Genomic DNA, 18,870 nt, shown 5'->3' with positions numbered 1-18,870 from the left:
CATGAGTTTTAGTCCAGAACAGTTACAACGCCACTGTGAAATAATTCTTAGTTCTCGCAGAATTAAGAATAAAATAGTTGTTCTCTGTGAAGGTAAAGGGGGTGTCTGGGATCTGAAGGGTAGACCATCACCTCAATCTTATCGAAGAATGGCACAAATGCCAGACGCTAACTTTTATAATGCCTGTGTTCCTAAGTGGTGGCGGAACTATCGACCTGAATTTTTTAATTGTGGCGATCGCACAGATGTACTTAATACTTACTTCACGTTATTAAAGTTACACGCTAAAGATAGCGCTAACTCCTATTTAAGTCCAGAAAAGCTGTTTGCGATTGTTGATTTAGATTTGCAACTTAAAACCATTGATAATTATCCCTTTTCAGATACAGAGGCGATTTTTCAGGACTTGTATGAACAAGCCAAGGTTAATCCTAAAAATGCAATCAATCATCGGATCTGGGTGACAGGGTTTATCTATAAAGAGTCCTACTTTCTGTTCCCGGAACTCCAACCTGTATTTGATAACTTTTCCGCTACTCCAATTTATAAAGATAATCCGGCTTTGCTGAAAACGATTTATATTGATATGGCAGATGGAATCAGTAATGATGCTGGGTTGCGAGATAACTTACAACGAGTATCGCAGCGTCTTCGCTACTGTTCTGGATTAGATTACCAGGGAGTGAATGAGTTGCGAGATTCCTGGATAAATGAATTGAAAAATGCCCCAGATGAGCAACGGAAGCAGGAGTTGACTTTTGCCCTATTGACGATTAAACAAGTAAAGGAATACTGGAATCAAATCCATCCGCCTGATGATTGGAATCGCTCAAGTGAAGAGAATCGAGGTCAAATGTATCGAGATCAACTTTCTTTGGAAATAGGGCGATTTTATGCTGAAAAAAGTAGTGATGTTCAATATCATATTCCGTTTTTCTTGAAAACCTTATATGAAAAGGATTGTCAGCAGCGCAGTTAACCAGGTATCTGATGACAAGAAAGCATCATTTAATTGCGGGGGTGCATGTCAAGTTGGTAGGGGCGCACTGACGTGCATTGGTGTCAACTTAAGACTTTGTATGACTAGCGCCCAAAGTTTAGATCCCCCTAAATCCCCCTTCAAAAGGGGGACTTTGATTAATTTATGGTTCCCCCCATGGAACAAAAAGCGAAGCATCCTTGGGTCTCCCCCATGGAACAAAAAGCGAAGCATCCTTGGGTCTCCCCCATGGAACAAAAAGCGAAGCATCCTTGGGTCTCCCCCTTTTGAAGGGGGACGGAAGGGGGATCTAAAAGGGGGACGGAAGGGGGATCAAAAGGGGGACGGAAGGGGGATCTAAAAGGGGGACGGAAGGGGGATCTAAAAGGGGGACGGAAGGGGGATCTAAAAGGGGGACGGAAGGGGGATCTAAAAGGGGGGTGCGCCCGATTTAACGGTAAAATCTATTCCACCATTTTAGCTGGGTTACGCCCCACCGAAGCAAGATGGATTAGCATTATGCAAAAGAAACCCATACAATTAAGGGCTAAGGTTCCCTTACTACAAACCCAATCTACCAGCATTGAAAGCGCGATCGCACACCGTACACCCTACCCCGACACTCCTGCTGTTACAATTTTTTTGGGTAAAAATTTTATAGATTCAGCAAATGGCATCGCTAAAAAACGTTTTAGTATCGGGGATACTGCTGTTCCTGCTATCTCCCTTAGTTGCTTGTTCCCCAGCTTCTGAAACGGGGAATGAGACAACGGTTGAACCCTTAATCGCTGGGGCGATTCCTGATCAAGATCCGGAAAAATTGCAACGGCTGTATGACAAGTTAGCGAATTACCTGGAAACGGAGTTAGGTGTACCCGTCGAATATAAACCTGTAACCGACTATGCGGCGGCGGTGACAGCGTTTCGAGTGGGGGATCTGGATCTGGTTTGGTTTGGCGGCTTAACCGGGGTACAGGCGCGATCGCAGGTTGAAGGTGCAGAGGCGATCGCCCAACGGGATATTGATGCTGAATTTACCAGTGTATTTATTGCTAATAAAAATAGTGGACTACAACCGATTCAGGATATCCAAGAATTATCCAAATTAAAAGGATCAACCTTTACCTTTGGCAGTGAATCCTCCACTTCAGGGCGGTTAATGCCTCAGTATTTTTTGGAACAAGCCGGGGTGACACCAGAGGATTTCCAGGGAGAGGTCGGTTTTTCAGGTTCCCATGATACCACAATTCAACTGGTTGAAGCCGGGAGTTATCAGGCGGGGGCATTAAATTCTCAAGTTTGGAAAAGCCGCGTGGAAGCCGGAGACGTAGATTTAAATAAAGTGGATGTGATTTGGGAAACGCCAACCTATTATGATTATCATTGGGTGATTCATCCCGATGCCAAGTTACGCTATGGTGAAGATTTTTCCCAGAAAGTGCAAGCTGCTTTACTCAAGCTTGACCCGAATAATCCCGAACACCAAGAAATTTTAGACTTATTTGGTGCTGATAAATTTATTTCCACAGAAAATTCCAATTACGCTCAAATTGAAAAAGTCGGTCGTCAAATTGGCAAAATAAAATGAGCGATTCGTCGCCAATTTTTCAGCTAAAAGGTGTAACTCAGCAATTTGGTCGATTGACCGCCCTAACCGAGATTAATCTCACGCTTTACCCTGGCGAACGGGTGGCGTTAGTTGGGTCAAGTGGGGCGGGAAAAAGCACCCTATTGCGTTTGTTGAATGGGACACTGCAACCCACCCAAGGAGAAATTTGGGCATTAGGGTACAATCTTTCCCAAATTTCAACTCGGAGATTACGCAAAGTGCAACGGCAAATTGGTACAATCTATCAACAGTTTCATTTAGTGGATAATTTGCGAGTGATTCACAATGTTAATGCTGGACATTTAGGACGGTGGTCATTGTTTAAAGCCGCTTTATCACTGCTATTTCCGTTAGAGGTAGAAACAGCGCATCAGGCGTTAACTCAAGTGGGAATTCCGGATAAACTTTATACCCGCACTGATCAACTCTCTGGTGGACAACAGCAGCGAGTGGCATTAGCGCGAGTTCTGGTGCAAAATCCCTTAGTTATTTTAGCCGATGAACCGATTTCTAGTCTTGATCCGGAGTTGAGTCGAGAGGTAATAGAGTTGCTATGTCAAATGAGTGAACAGGGTGGTAAGACTTTGGTTACTAGCCTACATTCGGTTGATTTTGCCCTAAAGTATTATCAGCGAATTATTGGATTAAAAATGGGAAAAATTTTATTTGATAGTTCAGCTACAAATGTTTCGGAAGAAATGATTGCTCAGTTGTATAAAATATAACAGCATAAATTATAGAAATTTGTATGGGTTACGAAACTGGGTCGAGTATGGCTTAAAGTCACAAGCCAGGGCGGGTTTTGTTTTTCAGTTATCAGTGATAAGCAAGCTTTAGTGGCTAAACCCGCCCCTACAGTAGCTAAACTCACTCCTACAGTTGACTGGAGATGTGCCGTGGCGCGTCTGTCTCTACATGGTGCCGGTTATTTTTTATTTATTCAAACGAGACTCACTCTGATAGAATCAGGGCTTACAGAGAGAAAGTATTCCAGATTACCAAAATCCCAGGCAGAGGCTTTGGGAATCCGTAATCAATTTGGTGCAACGGGCAAACTCATGAAACGTAGAAAATTTGTCGGGAATGCTGTCATTGGTGCAACAGGCACCGCCGCCTTAGTGGGGTGTCGCCCAACCGCCACTAATTCAGGGGCGCAAAGCGTTAGCCAACCCAGAATTCGATGGCGCATGGCAACGAGTTGGCCCCAATCGTTGGATACTATTTTTGGCGGCGTAGAAACCATGAGCCAGCGGGTGAGTGAAATGACCAATGGACGTTTCACGATTAAACCCTTTGCTGCTGGTGAAATTGTACCCGGATTGCAGGTGCTAGATGCGGTACAAACTGGCACGGTGCAATGTGGTCACACCGCTAGCTATTATTACATCGGCAAAAATCCCGCCTTGGCATTTGGCACAACTGTTCCCTTTGGTTTAGACGCCCAACAACAGAATGCCTGGTTATACCATGGCGGTGGTTTAGAGGCGATGCACAAGCTTTATAGTGACTTCGGCGTGATTAACTTTCCGGCTGGGAATACGGGGACTCAGATGGGCGGCTGGTTTAAGCGAGAAGTTAACTCGGTGGCGGAACTCCAGGGTTTGACCATGCGAATTCCTGGGTTAGGGGGTGACGTGATGTCCCGGTTAGGGGTTAATGCCCAAGTGTTACCCGGTGGCGAGATTTACCTAGCACTAGAACGGGGGGCAATTGACGCGGCTGAATGGGTGGGTCCTTATGATGACGAGAAACTCGGCTTGCATCAAGCGGCTCAACTCTACTACTATCCCGGTTGGTGGGAGCCAGGAGCAACTTTAGAAGTGCAAGTGAATAAGACAGAGTGGGATAAATTGCCCAAAGAGTATCAGGAAGTCTTCAAAACGGCAGCCATGGACTCCAACTTAAATATGCTGGCACGGTATGATGCCTTAAATCAACAAGCCCTAGGAAAACTGCTGGAGGCTGGGGTGAAGCTGGTGCCCTATTCTCAAGAGATTATGCAGGCCGCTCAGAAGGCATCCTTTGAAATATATGAAGAAAATGCTGCCCAAGATAGCACGTTTAAAGAGGTTTATGAGCAGTGGAAGGGCTTTCGCGAACAGATTTACCAATGGCATCAGGTGAATCAACTCAGTTTTTCTAATTTTGTGATGGCAAATCAGGAATGAGGAAGTAGAGACGTTGCATGCAACGTCTCTACCATAAGATGCGTCCTAACCGCTATGGCGATTGCTATAACGTTTGTGCAAAACCCGCCCTGACTTAGTTTTGAGTGTTGAGTGTTGCGACACCCCAGATGAAACTAAACCCGCCCCGACACTGAGAACCGCTATAATAAATCCGCCTTTCCCAAATATGTCATTGATGAGGTGTGAACGATTGAAGTTTAAACAGTCTACTATGCGGCACTATCCGTTAAAACGCTCTACTCTAAAAAAACCAGGATTTGACTGGGTTCAGATTGCTCTGTTGGTCTGGATTGGTGTCTTAGGGGCGGCTGAACGTGCCGCCGCTCACCACCCGGTTGGGGGTAGAACCCCTGCCAATGTCTGGGAAGGGTTGCTCTCTGGATTCGCGCACCCAGTTATCGGATTTGACCATTTGGCGTTTGTTGTGGCTGTGGGTTTATTAGCCGCGAATCTTGTTCGGGGTGGTTTTATTCCCGTTGCCTTTTTGTTAACAGCAATGGTAGGTACAGGGATTCACCTGTTAGCGATTAACTTGCCGATGACTGAACTGGCAATTGCCGCTTCGGTGGTTCTGTTTGGGGCAATGCTGATAGGGCAATACCGTCTAGATTATAAAGTGTTAACTGGACTGGCTGCGATCGCGGGATTGTTTCATGGTTATGCTTATGGAGAAGCCATTATTGGTGCCGAGATGAATCCGATAGCGGCATATCTGCTCGGATTTACGCTCATTCAGGGGATTATTGCTTTCGGCGCGATGATGGCAAGTCAACTTATCCTCAAGCGATGGAGTGAGAATGCATTGGCTATCCTGCGGGTTGTCGGCTTGGCAATTTGCTCGGTGGGAGTCATGTTCCTAGCAACTGCCATTGTCGGTTGACATCTCCACTCCTTAAAAGAGAGTGGATTCTGAGCTGATGTTACGCCTCGGTCTTAAGACGCGAGGCTTCACATTTCTCACGGTATGATCGTTTTAGGTTGGAAAACAGGTCATACCGTTTCGGCAGTGTCAAGCACCATTAATACCATCCTCAGCCGCCGCGATCGCAACTGTCGCCCGTTTTACCTGTTCCCAACTCATCAGGCTTGATTACCGTTTCTATTGATCCATATTCCAACTTACTTTAACCTTAAGGGTTGCTGTTCTGTATTGAGTTCCAAAAGTTGCTAAACGTCTTTTCTGCTCAAAGGACAAATGACCAATCCCTAATAAATCTCCGCCTCAAGCTGACTCAGTGGTACAAAAGACTCTTGAGGTAAAAGAATCGGTTTCGCCCGAAAAATCAACTTGCCACGATAAGTAAATCGGTCAATCGCCACACCCATGGGACGTTGGGTTAGGTGGGGATGGACTTCATAATAATTATGGTATATCTGCCGAGCGGCTCTAAGGAGACCCGGGTCTAACAACATCGGTAGCCCCGTCTGAGTTTCTTGATACTCTCCTTGCCATTGTTGTGATGTATATACCACCCGCCTAACCCTACTGTTTAATTCACCAACATGATTCTTGCCGGACGTTTCTTTGCATCAGAGTAGCTGTACTAGGTCATCCTCCTGTTTGACTTAACTTATGGCTCTTTGAGAATCTCAATCAAAGCATTTCCCATTTCCTGGCAACCGACAAGCGTCATTCCTGCTGACATAATATCCCCTGTACGGTTCCCTTTCTCTAAAACTTGAAAAACGGCTTGCTCAATTTGGTCAGCCGCCGTTGCCTGATTTAACCCATAGCGTAGCATCATCGCCGCACTCAACACTTGAGCCAAGGGATTTGCCTTATTTTGCCCAGCAATATCCGGGGCGGAACCGTGAACGGGTTCAAAAACGCCGGGTCCTTTTTCCCCTAAACTGGCTGAAGGTAACATGCCAATACTCCCGGTGAGCATCGCCGCCGCATCAGAAAGCACGTCTCCGAATAAATTGCCCGTGACAATCGTATCGAACTGCTTAGGTGCCCTGACTAACTGCATGGCAGCATTGTCAACATACAAATGAGATAACTCCACATCCGGATACTCAGTCGCTAATTGGGTGATGCGATCGCGCCATAATTGAGATACCTCGAGAACATTGGCTTTATCAACCGAACAGAGTTTACCTTGGCGTTTGCGAGCGGTTTCAAATGCCACTCGTCCAATGCGGTCAATTTCGGCTTCGGTATACGCCATCGTATTTACACCGCGCTTTTCCCCCGTTTCAGTGGTAAAGATACCCTTGGGCTGACCGAAATAAACCCCGCCTGTCAATTCTCGCACCACCATAATATCCACCCCGTCAACCACCTCCCGTTTCAAGGTTGAGGCATCAATGAGTTGGGGTAATATGGTGGCAGGTCGCAAATTGGCAAATAACCCTAATCCTGCTCGTAATCCCAACAAACCCGTTTCCGGGCGTTGATGGCGCGGCAGGTTATCCCATTGATAACCGCCGATGGCAGCCAGTAAAACAGCGTCGCTATGGCGACATTTTTCCAGGGTGTCAGTCGGTAGGGGTTCCCCAGTAGCATCAATTGCCGCCCCTCCGATTAAGGCTTCAGTGAACTCAAAGCTAAGGTCGAACTGTGCGCCAATCACCTTTAACACATCTACCGCGACTGCCATAATTTCTGGACCAATGCCATCACCGGGCAAAAGGGTAATGCGGTAGTGCTGCTGTGCCATAACTTATCGTGTAATCTTGGGGACAATTTCAAAACGTGGACACCTGAACCTTATGACTGACCAGGCAGTCTCTTATGATAACGGCTAATTGACCCCCCTGACCGGAATCAATGTTTCAATTTTTGAATTTTGTCGGGAAAATGGGGATTGGGGAAGAGGTGATTGGTGAGGAGGAGAAGAACGAATTGTAGTGATGAGTTTTTGAGTATTCGCTCATCGGGAACGAACTGGAGGACGCACAAAACTTATCGAGTTAGAACACTATAAGCTTTTACCTACGGAGACTGAGATTACGATGGCACTGAATTTAGTTAACCAACTCGGCGAATGGAATCCCCAGTTGTTTCGGGAAATCAAAGGACGGCTTAAATCACGCAATATTTTAATTGCCGTCGCCATGTCTTTCCTGGGACAGTTACTGCTGCTGATGGCTTTCGCGGGTAAATTACCCGTGGTTAAGGATAGCATGAGGCTTTACAACCGTTATTGTACAGGGTCAACTGAGGAATACTCCACGATTCCCGCCTGTCTATTCGATGGTGTAGGTGGGTTTGTGATCAATTGGTCACTCTGGTGGCAGGATGTCTTTTTGGGACTCAGCCTAATCGGTATTTTTGCCCTGTTAGTCGTGGGCATCTATATGCTGATTAGTGATTTGTCTCAGGAAGAACGTCGGCGTACTCTGAATTTTTTACGGCTGACTCCGGGTTCAACGCTGAGTATTTTAGGCGGCAAATTATTGGGAGTTCCCCTGTTACTTTACCTAGTCGCCGCCCTAGCCTTGCCCTTGCATCTAGTGGCGGGTTGGGCAGGTGACATGGGTTTGAGTCAGATTTTAGCCTTCTACACGGTTCTAGGTGCTAGTTGCCTATTCTTTTTCAGTGGGGCGTTACTTTTTGGCTTAGTCGGTAATTGGTTGGGCGGTTTTCAAGCGTGGTTGGGGGGTGGCGCAATTCTCCTATTTCTATCGATTAGCACCAGCGTTATTGACGGGGGTATGAACCATTACCCCACGGATTGGCTGACCTTATTTAATCCGGCAATTTTGTTACCGTACCTGATTGATTCGAGTTCTCTAGATGTCGTTAATACGCATCCCAACGGTGATTTTTGGGACTTGGGTTGGTTTTATCTCCCCCTCGGAAAGACAATCTGGATGATGGCGGGATTTGCTATTCTCAATGCGGGTTTATGGAGTTACTGGATTTGGCAGGGATTAAATCGGAATTTTCACAATCCCACGGCTACCTTACTGAGTAAGCGACAAAGTTATCGGTTAACGGCTTGCTTTGAAGTGATGATTCTCGGATTTGCCCTAAATCCTCAGGTACATGAATGGAAAAGTTATGCTGAAGGATTGTTTGAGAATCTAGAAATCCTGCTGGTGTTTAACTTGATCCTATTTTTAGGGTTAATTGCAGCGTTGAGTCCCCATCGTCAAACGATGCAAGATTGGGCGCGTTACCGCCATGCCAAACGCTCGTCCCGCAAGGCTGGAATTATGGCAGACTTAATCTGGGGCAGAACCAGTCCAGCGCCTGTGGCGATTTTCTTGAATTTAGCGATCGCGTCTGCTATTTTACTGCCATGGATTCTGCTGTGGTCGCCCAGTGAATACAAGACACCCGCGATTTTGGGGTTATTGGTAACCGTCGGTCTCATCGTGTTTTATGCTTCCATCGGACAGCTTATGCTGTTGCTGAAAACACCCAAGCGGGCGGTTTGGGCAGCAACCATGGTTGGTGGACTGATTATCTTACCGCCGATTATGCTGGAAGTGTTGTCCATGTCCCCATCCGTACAACCCCTGGTATGGCTATTTTCGGCGTTTCCTTGGGCTAGCATCCAATATGCGGCGGGAACATCCGTATTACTGGCTCTGGTGGGTCAATCTCTCGCGTTAGTCTTGCTGAATCTTCAACTCACCCGACAGTTGAAAAAAGCAGGTGAGTCTTCGACGAAAGCATTACTGTCTGGGCAGACGTCCTGAGAGATTCAGTAATTGAATCCTCATTGTTCCTCATTGTATTGTAGAGACGCGCCATGGCGCGTCTCTACAGCTAGAATTGTGTTGGCTAAACCCTTGGAAGGAAACCCAGAAAAGCTGCATAATGCAAAAAATCCGTCAATTGGTAATTCTACCATTACTAACTCTTTTCGCGATCGCAACCCTCAGCAGTTGCGGTGGTGATAGTGCAGAATCAGGAGCGATTCGAGTTGGCTCAAAAGATTTTGCTGAACAATTTATATTAGGAGAAATGTATGCGCTGGTATTAGAAGAGAATGGTTTTCCCGTAGAACGCAAACTTAACTTAGGAGGGAGTCAGGTGACTCATGAGAGTCTCAAATCGGGAGAAATTGATTTATATCCAGAATATACCGGGACTGGATTGATCACAATTTTAAAGCGTCCCCGGAATAGCGATTCCCAACAAGTCTATAAAATCGTTTCCCAGGAGTATGCGGAACAGTTTAATTTAGAATGGCTCGAACCCGCACCCCTGAATAATACGTATGCGCTGTTTATGACGCCAGAGGATGCCCAACAGTATGGAATTGAAACGATTTCCGATATAGTGCCTCAAGCTAATGAACTGAAGATGGTTGGCACCTATGAGTTCCAAGGACGTCCTGATGGATTATCAGGGCTCAAGGAAGTGTACGGTGATTTTAAACTAGCAGAGTATAAACCGGTGAATGCCGCATTGAGGTATCAAGCCTTGGCTCAAGATCAAGCTGATATTGCTGTAGGATTTGCTACAGATGGAGAAGTCAGCGCTCTCAATTTAGTCAGACTTGAAGATGACAAAAATTTCTTTCCTCCTTATCAAGTTGCGCCCGTCGTGCGTCAGGAAGTCCTAGAAGAAAACCCAGAAATTGAAACGATACTCAACAAGCTTTCGGCAACAATTACAGATGAGACAATGCAACGTCTCAATTACCAGGTAACTGGGAAACAAAGGGAACCGGGTGAGGTAGCGAAAGAGTTTCTCATTGAACAAGGATTTCTGGAATCTAATAACGACGAGGGTGAACTTTAGTTAAGGGTTGCTGAATCAGTATTGGGGTGAGGGGAGAGAACAGGAAACAGGGAACAGCGAGAGGTTGTTGTAGTGCGTTAAGCGAAGCCATGCCGCAGGCTTTGCATCTTGCTCGCTATTGTGTCAGTTTTTTACCTATCAAGGCTTATTGCTTGCACTAAATGAACCTTAAATCGTCCTCAAAGCCTTGATTTTAAAAAGGTCAAAATTCAAAACTTAGTCGGGGCGGGTTTAGTGACATCTGGGTGCAAAGTAAACGATAGTAGTGAAACCCGCCCCTACATTCGGAAAGAATTGGTTTGAGGTAACGTTATCATCAATAGCTGCCCGAAAGAACATAAACTTACCCCTATACACTCAAAACTCACGCGCCATGCCCAACTAGCCTAGTGTTGGGTCAAGACTACTCGGAATTAGCATGAATAGTTAGCGTCAAGGGATGCATTTGGGGAAAGTCTTGCTGAATAATTCGGATAACTTTTTGTTGATTAGTCTTATTTTTTACAATAAATTGGGCAGTACCATCGCCTTGAGAACCTACACCCTTCCCCCCTAAAATATAAGGTTGAATCGGCTCATAATTGAGCAGTTGGTGCAAAACGGGAGCCGTCAATTGTTGGGAACAAGCGGGGATGAGATAGCGATCAAATTCAGCTTGAGCCTTTGTCATCAACTGACCCAGCTTGAGAGCATCTCCTGTTTGCAGTACTTCAACGGCTTCTTGAGTAATTTGATAACTAATAGTGCCGAGATAGTGCTGTACATTCTTCTGTACGTTATCAGTACCAAAGGGATAACACTGATTCAGCCGACTGAGGATTTCTTGGGTATTTTTACTCGCGCCCAGATCAACAATGACAAAAAACAAATCTTTTGGAACATTTAGCTCGATAATATCCGCCGATGCGCCATCAAAAATAATGGCAATTGGTTGATTCCCATAAGCGCAGGCTTGATCCATACGTCCGCAGCGAGAAGGTGTAGTTGTCTCACCTAGATAAGCATATTCCATTTCGCCTCGCCGATTCATTTTCAGGTCATATAAATGATTAAAGGCGCGTGCGACTAAAACGCAAATAGCGGCACTGGATGATAACCCTTTTTGTATGGGTAAATCAGTGCAATAGTTATCGATTTCTACGCCACCTACTTGGAAATAGGTAAGAAAATGATAAGCGACGCCAGCCGCATAACTGCAAAACCCTCCCTTTTGGGCTTCAGCCAGGAGCACTGGGCGTTCCATGGGTAACTGAATGGGTTCTGGACGAGTGCCATCACTCAGGGAAGCATGAAGAATAAAATGAGTAGGGTGGGGCTTGACGTTGGCATAGAGTCCCTGGTTGGTTCCTGTGATAAGGGTGTAGCCTTTTTCAAGCTGAGGATTCAGGCGGCGGTAGCCTCCCGCCCAATCGCTGTGTTCACCAAACAGACAAAGGCGACCTGGCACAAACAGTTTCATTCATAACCCCTATAATTATTGCGATCGCTATTAATAGAGTACTGTGGAGGCTAACACATTGGCGCGATCGCTCTGGAGATCATCCCATTTACAATCTCAAACTGATATGACCCACTTTGGCATCATCTGTCCTGCTTCAGCAGGTCACCTCAACCCGATGACCACGTTAGGATACGAGCTAAACAAGCGTGGTCATCGTGTTACCCTATTTGGAATACTCGATGCTCAGCCCAAAACTGTGGCAGCAGGACTGGATTTTTGGGCAATTGGTGAATCTGAGTACCCTCTTGGAGTGAATCGAGCGGCTGATATCATTGAACAGGTTGTATCTACTGGGAAGCCAGTCTTAGCTTCAAAAAACTAATCAACGTAGATCAGCACAATCAAGTCGAACCTACATTTAACCTATATCTCACCCTTGCGTCAGTACCCTTTGTTTAAGTAACTTACTCCTTAGGGTAGATTCAACAAACCATGCAAGTTCCTTACGATCTGGAAAATATAAATATCTCTACCTTATGGAAACTTATGATGTCATCATCATCGGTGCGGGTCATAATGGTTTAGTCTGTGCAGGTTATTTGCTCAAGTCTGGTTACAGCGTTTTGCTACTAGAAAAGCGATCTGTCGTAGGTGGCGCTGCTACAACGGAGGAAGCCATGCCAGAAGAAGTTCCGGGCTTCTACTTTAACCTATGTGCGATCGATCACGAATTTATTCACCTAGGACCAGTTGTTGAAGAACTCGAGTTAACCAAGTTTGGACTTGAGTATCTATACTGCGATCCCACTATTTTCTGTCCTCATCCTGATGGCAAGTATTTCTTAGCTCATCGTTCTGTTGAAAAGACTTGTGCCGAAATCGCTCGCTATAGCCAGCGTGATGCCCAGAAGTATCGAGAGTATATGGACTTTTGGCATCGCCTGATTCAAGCCATTACTCCTATATTCAATGCACCTCCTAAATCGATCATTGATATTTTAGGGAACTGGGGGCTTCTCCGGCTGAGAAAACGATCGCGATTGGGGCGATCATGATGGCACTCCGCCATGACCCTGGTACCGCCAGACCGCGTGGGGGTACGGGTGCCTTAGTCCAAGCCTTAATTAAGGTGGTGAACCATCATGGAGGCACTATCTTATGCGATCAGCATGTTGAGCAGATTCTCATGGGCAACAATGGACGAGCCGAAGCTGTTCGGGTTGCAGGGGGTCAGGAGTATCGAGCCAGAAAAGGGATTATCTCCAGCATTGATGCCCAGCGTTTATTTCTTCAGCTTATTGACCCAGCCGATGCCCAAGCGATCGCGCCTCAGTTAAACGAGCGGATCAAGCGTCGGATTGTCAATAGTAATGATGGCATTTTGAAGATCGACTGTGCCCTATAACCAGTAGGAGAAAACCATGGAGACTAGAGATTTTCAAACTCAAAGCGAAAACGTCCCTTATCCGAGCATTCCACCCCTCATCGATAGCCGGGAGACAGAATATCGGGGAACAGGAATTACCAGTTCAGTCGCGATTTTTGGTCACGCCTAGAGACACCCTCCCTCGTCTCCCTCGTTCCCAGGCTTTGCCTCCCTCGTTTCCAGGCAGAACCTGGGAATGTTTTATAACTGGATAAGGACACTACTCAATAATTTCATCGTATTGATTGATACCGCTGTCTTGATGCTGTTTCATGGAGAGCAAAATCTCGTCTAATGGCGTGTTGTCTTGCCACTGATGGCGTTCTTGGGTATAATCGCTTTGACCTGGGCTAAAGTATTGAATAAATCGGATAGCATCAACGACTCCCAAGGAATCGATTAAGGCTTTATATCCTTTTTTAATAACTTCCTGCTGAGTATTAGTCATGGGGTTGCTCCTATTTCTGAGTAACGCTCATTAGCCATTGAACCAACTTTCCAATTTTCCGGAATCACCCCCACTTCAGTTTGTTGATATCCTTCTGTTGAAGACTTATCTCAATTTTCCGACTCAACTTAAAGCTGGACAGATGAAAGTATTATGAATCCTGAATTATTTTTGGAGCAGAAAGATGTTACACCTTTAATGTTGGCGCTAAACCAATTTGCTCTTAAGGTTAACGATGCCAGTGAACGCCAAGAGGTTTTGGAGAGCGCTGGTGTCGATATTGCTCTTCTAAGCAATCTAAAACTGGGTGCAACACCCACTAAATTTGCTCCAGCGTTAGTCGCAGCGTTTAAAATTTATCCCATCTCTAATCGGCGCTTGGATTATCACCCGATGGTGAGTCTACTCAAGTACCTATGCGAACTCGCTCCGCTCTATGGACTAGCTGATCAAGATGTTGCTTTATTCACCCGATTAGTTAAGCAGGGGCAGGAAAATTTTAAGGCTTTAGCAGCTCGTAATGCAGTTGGCAGAATTGAGTCCCCCAAAGGACAAGGCATTGGTACTGGTGTTCTAATCGGCAAGAATCTGCTGCTCACCTGTAACCACATTTTTAGCAAAAGTCAGGTGCAAGAAGCCTGGGTACGTTTTAACTACACATTCGGGAGCTACTCCTTAGACTCAGATGTCTTTGAACTCAATCTGGATACGGCGATACGCTCTAATCAACTCGATTACGCTTTGCTCAAAGTCAAAGGTGAGCCGAGACAACGGATAACTAACTGCATCAATGCCATACTAGATAGTAGTCAGGAAATTCGTCTGATTCACTATCCACGGAGACAGCATGTTGTAATTTCTGGCTTGGGTCAGATTGTGCAAGTGGGAGACGATTACATCGACCACAACATCAGTACCGATGAGGGTTCATCTGGTGCGCCAATTTTTAATCGGGATTGGCAATTAGTGGCTATTCATCGGGGAAACCTGGGTATAGGACGTGTGGGTCGTTCGCTTGAGGCAGGAACTACATCTGGTGTTCCTCTTCGCGCTTTCTGGAAAGACATTCAAACTTCATTATCTTGAGATTGGCAAGGAAGTGATTAATGAGCTTTTGGCAAAACTTCTCAGAAACCTTCAGGCGAGACTCGCCGAAGTATCAAGCCCTTTTCTTACCGGAGTATCGGATTGATGTAGATTACGATACCACACCAATAAACGCGGGGGAAGCCTGCTGAAGAAGGAACGTATCACGCTATTGTTGCCAATAGACAAAAAATCGGTTAAAACCCCTACTAATAATCAGTACCCAAGATTTACTTTTAGAAGGGGGTAGAGTTTTAGGAAAGGGGAGAGCGTTACGCCCGAATGAGGTAGACTTGGTGGTGGGTGGCGCACCTTGTCAGCCTTTTAGTACAGCCGGAAAAAGGGCTTCAGTCTTAGACCCTTGTGGCAGTTTATTTATGGAGTTTGTCCGTGTTGTTCGAGACATTCAACCCCGATTTTTCGTAATGGAGAATGTAAAAGGGTTACTTTCTGCTGCTATTCGTCACCGACCAATTAACCAAAGGGAAGCGGATTATCCACGTAGAACTGCGTCCCTTGACTGTGCGGGAGTGTGCTAGAATTCAAACCTTTCCTGACGACTGGATTTTTTGTGGGTCAATAACGTCTAAGTATAAACAAATTGGCAATGCTGTACCTGTTGGATTGGCACAAGCCATTGGCACTTATCTTTACAGTTTGATTCAAGGAGATAAACCGCGAGGGAAAGAACGGGTTGAACAACTGGTCAAATGCCCTTGCATATCCAATTAATGAGTTCATCCGGGGATGTTGTCGATGAAGTCTGGCGTCAGCAAAAGCCCGGAGTTCAAACTCCGGGCTAATAGCTTAAGTCCATTAAAATGGACTAGAAGTCTTAAGCTGTTCGGCATTCAAACCTGAATGTCTAGAATGGCTCTCATCCTGGTAGTGTGTTTAGCGAAGCCATGCCGCAGGCTTTGCATCTTGCTCACTACCTATACCTAATTTATATGCATGACAGCTTATCCAGTCGTCGTTAGACGACTTGAACTTTTAGCCAGTGGTTTAAACCACTGTCTGGTTAACTTTCTTGATATTCCCAAACTATCCCAAAATTCACACGTCTAATTAATCCTTAGAGGGCCATGTAGTGATTAAGTGACTGACAAACATTGCTAAACATCCAATCCGATCACCCTAAATTCCGGCAAATACTCCACCGTAAACTGATAGGACAACTCCTGACAAGAAAGGGAAGGCAAAGTCAGCCACCATTCCAACACACCCAATTCACCGATTTCCACTGAAGGATTAGCATCAGTCAGCCGAACTTTGAGTTGGGAATGACAACTTACCGGGAGTTGTTCCATCACCTTAACCTGTGCCTCTTGCTCCCGTAAATTTGCCACCGTTAACCGATACCCATACGTCGCCACTTCCCGCTGCTGATTCCCAATCAGCTTCTTATCTATCTGTCGTTCCACCAGATACCGCTCAATTTTCAGCCCATCGTCCACACCTAAATCGATTTGAAACTCTTGACCCGGGGCAATATTCTGAATTTCGCTAGTACCAATAAACGTATTATCGCGAAAGATAGTTATCTGTCCCGGTAATAAAGTAACGCCATTCAAGGGATTCATCACCGTTGCTTTCAGGTAAGCAAAATTAAGTTGGCGCGACATCGCCACATACTCAGCCCGACAGGGATAATCATCTCTGTGGAAAATGGCAACCTTATGGCTCACCCCATCACTGGGAATCGTTGCTTTACTGTCCAGGGTAAAGGTAACAATACCCTTTTGTCCCGGACTTTCCTCCAGTTCCTTTTGGGCTCTCAACCGCTCTAACTCTTCATCTATCGTCGGTTCAGGTTCTGGCGCTATTCCTGCAAATGGCATATTCACCATTGGGGGGCGGGGTGCGTTATGCTCCTTTGGGTTGGTTGTTGTCCGATTTGCCAAAGCGCTAGGCTGTTGCAGATCAATATACCAGGGTGTAATTGGCGGAATTTGTCGCCCTACCCCCGGTTGAGCGGTGGAAAGGGTAAGCGCTACACCTAACCAATCCTCACCCGTGGTTTGGGTAATTTGAGCCAGGTAACTGAGTCGGGCGGTTTGCTGGCTATCTTGCCAATGGACATCATAGACGGGTTGCCAACTTGCCCCCTTAACTCTATAAGAAACTTCTAGCGCCAATTCACCCGCCCCTGCTGGTTCAAGGGTGATAATGATACTAAAGCTGTCATGAATCTGGGGAGTAGAGAGCTGCTGAAACTGCCCTCGCACCGCTTGTAACTGAGAGTTGACCTGTTTCTGATCCTGATCCTGTTGCGCGATCGCACCCGATAAATTCTGCCACCGTTCTCCGACAAAATCCAGCAATTCCCCGATTTGAGTCAAGTTCAACGGTTCAGGATTTTGGGATTTTGTCAAGCGTTCCAGATACTGATTGCCTAAATTTTTGATAAAATTCCGCTGTAAATTCAGCAACGTCAGCATATCTTGTCCCTGACGTCTTTGATCTTCTAACTGACCAATTTCTTCAGACAGTTGGCTAACTTTGGGATGAGTCGCTTCACGAGTGCTGGTTTTTTCCGTCCGTACCTCCAATAATCGCCCCCTTGCATGACCCGTACTCGACACCTGAACGGACTCACTCAGCAGGGTTACGGGCAAATTAGCAATCACCAGTTCCCGTTCCTCACCTGTTAGCTGCACAACGCCTCGGCGCGTAACTAACGCCTGGTTATCATACACTGTAACATTACAAATTTCCGTTTCTACCGTCTTATTCATCCGTTCTTCTTTGTCCTCAAATCAAGCTCCCTACATTCATATCGGAGCCTGAATATAAACCCAAAAATTCAACGTCAAAATACTTAATGTTCAAAACATGATTTTTGACGTTTTAGTACACCTGATTTATCCTCATTCCCAGTCGGTCAATCAGGACATTGCCGGGAAGGTGAGCCATTGCTCACTCTATCAGCCACTATCTCCTGACAAATGCTGAAAGACCTACTCTTAACCACTGTCTCTTTCCCTACTCCCAGACGTGCCATGGCACATCTGGAACATTGCGATCGCAACCGAAAACATGTCGGTCTATGAAATTCATTTTACCGATTCAGGGGTGGGATTTCCGCTAAATCCAGAATCTGGGGAATCAAATCTTCTCGCTTAATCACCATAATATGCACACCCTGACACAATTGTCTCGCGAGTTGGATTTGTTCAGCGGCAATTTTCATCCCTTCTTGCAGTGGATCGGCGGCTTCTGCCAGTCGATCAATAATAGATTGGGGAATGTTGACACCAGGAACGTATTTATTCAGAAATTGTGCATTTTTCGCCGATTTAATCAAAAATATCCCCGCTAAAATCGGCTTATCGGTATTCGCCGCAATCTTATCCATAAACTTTTCCAGCCGCTGGAAATCAGCAATCAGTTGACTCTGGAAAAACTGGGCACCCGCTTCTAGTTTACGCTCAAACCGACGTTGTAATCCAGACCAACTTTTTAACTGAGGGTCAACGGCGGCTCCAGCAAATAACTCTGTTTTTCCATCGGACAAGGGCTTATCATTAGCATCGAAACCGTTATTGAGTTTACTGATTAGCTGGAGCAAACGTACTGATTCTAGATCAAAAACGGGCTTGGCGTCAGGATGATCCCCGACTTTTACCGGATCACCCGTGAGGGCAAGAATGTTACGAATGCCCAAAGCCTGCGCCCCCATCAGATCCGCCTGTAACCCCAATCGATTGCGATCGCGGCAAGCGATCTGACAGATCGGTTCTATCCCATGTTGGACTAAAATAGCGGCGGCGGCTAAAGAAGACATCCGCAACACTGCCCTAGATCCATCGGTAAGATTAACCGCATGGACACGATTCTTCAGTGGTTTTGCCAAGTTAATCATCTGGCTAGCGTCACCTCCTTTGGGGGGGCTAACCTCTGCCGTAATTAAGAATTCCCCTGATTTAACGGCGTCTCGGAATGAGGGTTGAGTAAGGTTTGTCATTTGTCATTCGTCTTATGTCAT

General features: G+C 45.9%; 16 protein-coding genes and 3 pseudogenes. 13 read left to right on the top strand and 6 right to left on the bottom strand.

Going from position 1 to position 18,870, the window contains the following annotated elements; genetic code table 11:
* The first annotated feature begins 1 nt into the window (after position 1).
* The 5 genes from RIB93_RS10375 (at position 2) to RIB93_RS10355 (ending at position 5,657) form a co-directional block, all read left to right on the top strand.
* Positions 2–979, top strand: coding sequence for a hypothetical protein (locus tag RIB93_RS10375; protein WP_446372704.1), 978 nt, complete (start codon positions 2–4; stop codon positions 977–979).
* Between the two features lie 670 nt (positions 980–1,649).
* Positions 1,650–2,567 (top strand): putative selenate ABC transporter substrate-binding protein, encoded by a 918-nt coding sequence (locus tag RIB93_RS10370; RefSeq protein WP_446372703.1) that lies wholly within the window; start codon positions 1,650–1,652, stop codon positions 2,565–2,567.
* A complete protein-coding gene (locus RIB93_RS10365) occupies positions 2,564–3,313 on the top strand; it encodes a phosphonate ABC transporter ATP-binding protein (protein WP_446372702.1) in 750 nt (249 codons plus the stop codon). The genes RIB93_RS10370 and RIB93_RS10365 overlap by 4 nt, the downstream gene beginning before the upstream one ends.
* A gap of 333 nt (positions 3,314–3,646) precedes the next feature.
* Positions 3,647–4,756 carry a TRAP transporter substrate-binding protein gene (locus RIB93_RS10360; RefSeq protein WP_446372732.1) on the top strand — a complete coding sequence of 370 codons (1,110 nt, stop codon included), beginning with the start codon at positions 3,647–3,649 and terminating at the stop codon, positions 4,754–4,756.
* Between the two features lie 232 nt (positions 4,757–4,988).
* Complete coding sequence (locus RIB93_RS10355) at positions 4,989–5,657, top strand: HupE/UreJ family protein (RefSeq protein ID WP_446372701.1); 669 nt, start codon at positions 4,989–4,991, stop codon at positions 5,655–5,657.
* A 326-nt stretch (positions 5,658–5,983) separates the two neighbouring features.
* On the opposite strand, the gene RIB93_RS10350 is transcribed toward RIB93_RS10355, so the two are convergent.
* The gene (locus RIB93_RS10350) at positions 5,984–6,250 is read right to left on the bottom strand and encodes a hypothetical protein (protein WP_446372700.1); all 267 of its coding nucleotides are present in this window, start codon (positions 6,248–6,250) and stop codon (positions 5,984–5,986) included.
* Positions 6,251–6,348: 98 nt separating this feature from the next.
* Positions 6,349–7,440 (bottom strand): 3-isopropylmalate dehydrogenase, encoded by a 1,092-nt coding sequence (gene leuB / locus RIB93_RS10345; protein WP_446372699.1) that lies wholly within the window; start codon positions 7,438–7,440, stop codon positions 6,349–6,351.
* A 295-nt stretch (positions 7,441–7,735) separates the two neighbouring features.
* Between leuB and RIB93_RS10340 the strand changes: the two genes are divergently transcribed.
* Positions 7,736–9,430, top strand: coding sequence for an ABC transporter permease (locus tag RIB93_RS10340; RefSeq protein WP_446372698.1), 1,695 nt, complete (start codon positions 7,736–7,738; stop codon positions 9,428–9,430).
* 121 nt (positions 9,431–9,551) lie between these two features.
* Complete coding sequence (locus RIB93_RS10335; protein WP_446372697.1) at positions 9,552–10,481, top strand: glycine betaine ABC transporter substrate-binding protein; 930 nt, start codon at positions 9,552–9,554, stop codon at positions 10,479–10,481.
* A 403-nt stretch (positions 10,482–10,884) separates the two neighbouring features.
* Here the strand turns inward: RIB93_RS10335 and RIB93_RS10330 are convergent, their stop codons facing one another.
* Positions 10,885–11,940, bottom strand: a complete 1,056-nt coding sequence (locus tag RIB93_RS10330; RefSeq protein ID WP_446372696.1) for a mevalonate kinase family protein — start codon at positions 11,938–11,940, stop codon at positions 10,885–10,887.
* A 106-nt stretch (positions 11,941–12,046) separates the two neighbouring features.
* Here RIB93_RS10330 and RIB93_RS10325 point away from each other — a divergent pair.
* From RIB93_RS10325 to RIB93_RS10315, 3 genes and pseudogenes are all read left to right on the top strand, one after another.
* Positions 12,047–12,235 (top strand): annotated as a pseudogene (locus tag RIB93_RS10325) (glycosyl transferase family 1); the annotation flags it as partial.
* A gap of 223 nt (positions 12,236–12,458) precedes the next feature.
* Positions 12,459–13,324: pseudogene (locus RIB93_RS10320) on the top strand (phytoene desaturase family protein); the annotation flags it as partial.
* Positions 13,325–13,343: 19 nt separating this feature from the next.
* Positions 13,344–13,478 (top strand): hypothetical protein, encoded by a 135-nt coding sequence (locus tag RIB93_RS10315; protein WP_446372695.1) that lies wholly within the window; start codon positions 13,344–13,346, stop codon positions 13,476–13,478.
* Between the two features lie 90 nt (positions 13,479–13,568).
* Here the strand turns inward: RIB93_RS10315 and RIB93_RS10310 are convergent, their stop codons facing one another.
* A complete protein-coding gene (locus RIB93_RS10310; RefSeq protein WP_446372694.1) occupies positions 13,569–13,796 on the bottom strand; it encodes a hypothetical protein in 228 nt (75 codons plus the stop codon).
* A gap of 153 nt (positions 13,797–13,949) precedes the next feature.
* On the opposite strand from RIB93_RS10310, the gene RIB93_RS10305 reads away from it, so the two are divergent.
* The 3 genes and pseudogenes from RIB93_RS10305 to RIB93_RS10295 all read left to right on the top strand — a co-directional run.
* Positions 13,950–14,882, top strand: coding sequence for a trypsin-like peptidase domain-containing protein (locus tag RIB93_RS10305; RefSeq protein WP_446372693.1), 933 nt, complete (start codon positions 13,950–13,952; stop codon positions 14,880–14,882).
* A gap of 20 nt (positions 14,883–14,902) precedes the next feature.
* Complete coding sequence (locus tag RIB93_RS10300) at positions 14,903–15,034, top strand: hypothetical protein (protein ID WP_446372692.1); 132 nt, start codon at positions 14,903–14,905, stop codon at positions 15,032–15,034.
* A 63-nt stretch (positions 15,035–15,097) separates the two neighbouring features.
* Positions 15,098–15,614: pseudogene (locus tag RIB93_RS10295) on the top strand (DNA cytosine methyltransferase); the annotation flags it as partial.
* A gap of 383 nt (positions 15,615–15,997) precedes the next feature.
* On the opposite strand, the gene RIB93_RS10290 reads toward RIB93_RS10295, so the two are convergent.
* The gene (locus RIB93_RS10290) at positions 15,998–17,620 is read right to left on the bottom strand and encodes a mucoidy inhibitor MuiA family protein (RefSeq protein ID WP_446372691.1); all 1,623 of its coding nucleotides are present in this window, start codon (positions 17,618–17,620) and stop codon (positions 15,998–16,000) included.
* A 323-nt stretch (positions 17,621–17,943) separates the two neighbouring features.
* Complete coding sequence (locus tag RIB93_RS10285; RefSeq protein ID WP_446372690.1) at positions 17,944–18,849, bottom strand: methylenetetrahydrofolate reductase; 906 nt, start codon at positions 18,847–18,849, stop codon at positions 17,944–17,946.
* Positions 18,850–18,870: the final 21 nt, after the last annotated feature.

This window comes from Coleofasciculus sp. D1-CHI-01 (genome assembly GCF_040218875.1).
Taxonomy (GTDB): Bacteria; Cyanobacteriota; Cyanobacteriia; order Cyanobacteriales; family Coleofasciculaceae; genus Coleofasciculus.
This window is presented reverse-complemented; position numbering and strand designations above follow the sequence as displayed.

Excerpts from the sequence above, each read along its gene's own strand:
- RIB93_RS10375 (WP_446372704.1), top strand. The coding sequence starts at position 2 with ATGAGTTTTAGTCCAGAACAGTTACAACGCCACTGTGAAATAATTCTT.
- RIB93_RS10370 (WP_446372703.1), top strand. The coding sequence starts at position 1,650 with ATGGCATCGCTAAAAAACGTTTTAGTATCGGGGATACTGCTGTTCCTG.
- RIB93_RS10365 (WP_446372702.1), top strand. The coding sequence starts at position 2,564 with ATGAGCGATTCGTCGCCAATTTTTCAGCTAAAAGGTGTAACTCAGCAA.
- RIB93_RS10360 (WP_446372732.1), top strand. The coding sequence starts at position 3,647 with ATGAAACGTAGAAAATTTGTCGGGAATGCTGTCATTGGTGCAACAGGC.
- RIB93_RS10355 (WP_446372701.1), top strand. The coding sequence starts at position 4,989 with ATGCGGCACTATCCGTTAAAACGCTCTACTCTAAAAAAACCAGGATTT.
- leuB (WP_446372699.1), bottom strand. The coding sequence starts at position 7,440 with ATGGCACAGCAGCACTACCGCATTACCCTTTTGCCCGGTGATGGCATT.
- RIB93_RS10340 (WP_446372698.1), top strand. The coding sequence starts at position 7,736 with ATGGCACTGAATTTAGTTAACCAACTCGGCGAATGGAATCCCCAGTTG.
- RIB93_RS10335 (WP_446372697.1), top strand. The coding sequence starts at position 9,552 with ATGCAAAAAATCCGTCAATTGGTAATTCTACCATTACTAACTCTTTTC.
- RIB93_RS10330 (WP_446372696.1), bottom strand. The coding sequence starts at position 11,940 with ATGAAACTGTTTGTGCCAGGTCGCCTTTGTCTGTTTGGTGAACACAGC.
- RIB93_RS10315 (WP_446372695.1), top strand. The coding sequence starts at position 13,344 with ATGGAGACTAGAGATTTTCAAACTCAAAGCGAAAACGTCCCTTATCCG.
- RIB93_RS10310 (WP_446372694.1), bottom strand. The coding sequence starts at position 13,796 with ATGACTAATACTCAGCAGGAAGTTATTAAAAAAGGATATAAAGCCTTA.
- RIB93_RS10305 (WP_446372693.1), top strand. The coding sequence starts at position 13,950 with ATGAATCCTGAATTATTTTTGGAGCAGAAAGATGTTACACCTTTAATG.
- RIB93_RS10300 (WP_446372692.1), top strand. The coding sequence starts at position 14,903 with ATGAGCTTTTGGCAAAACTTCTCAGAAACCTTCAGGCGAGACTCGCCG.
- RIB93_RS10290 (WP_446372691.1), bottom strand. The coding sequence starts at position 17,620 with ATGAATAAGACGGTAGAAACGGAAATTTGTAATGTTACAGTGTATGAT.
- RIB93_RS10285 (WP_446372690.1), bottom strand. The coding sequence starts at position 18,849 with ATGACAAACCTTACTCAACCCTCATTCCGAGACGCCGTTAAATCAGGG.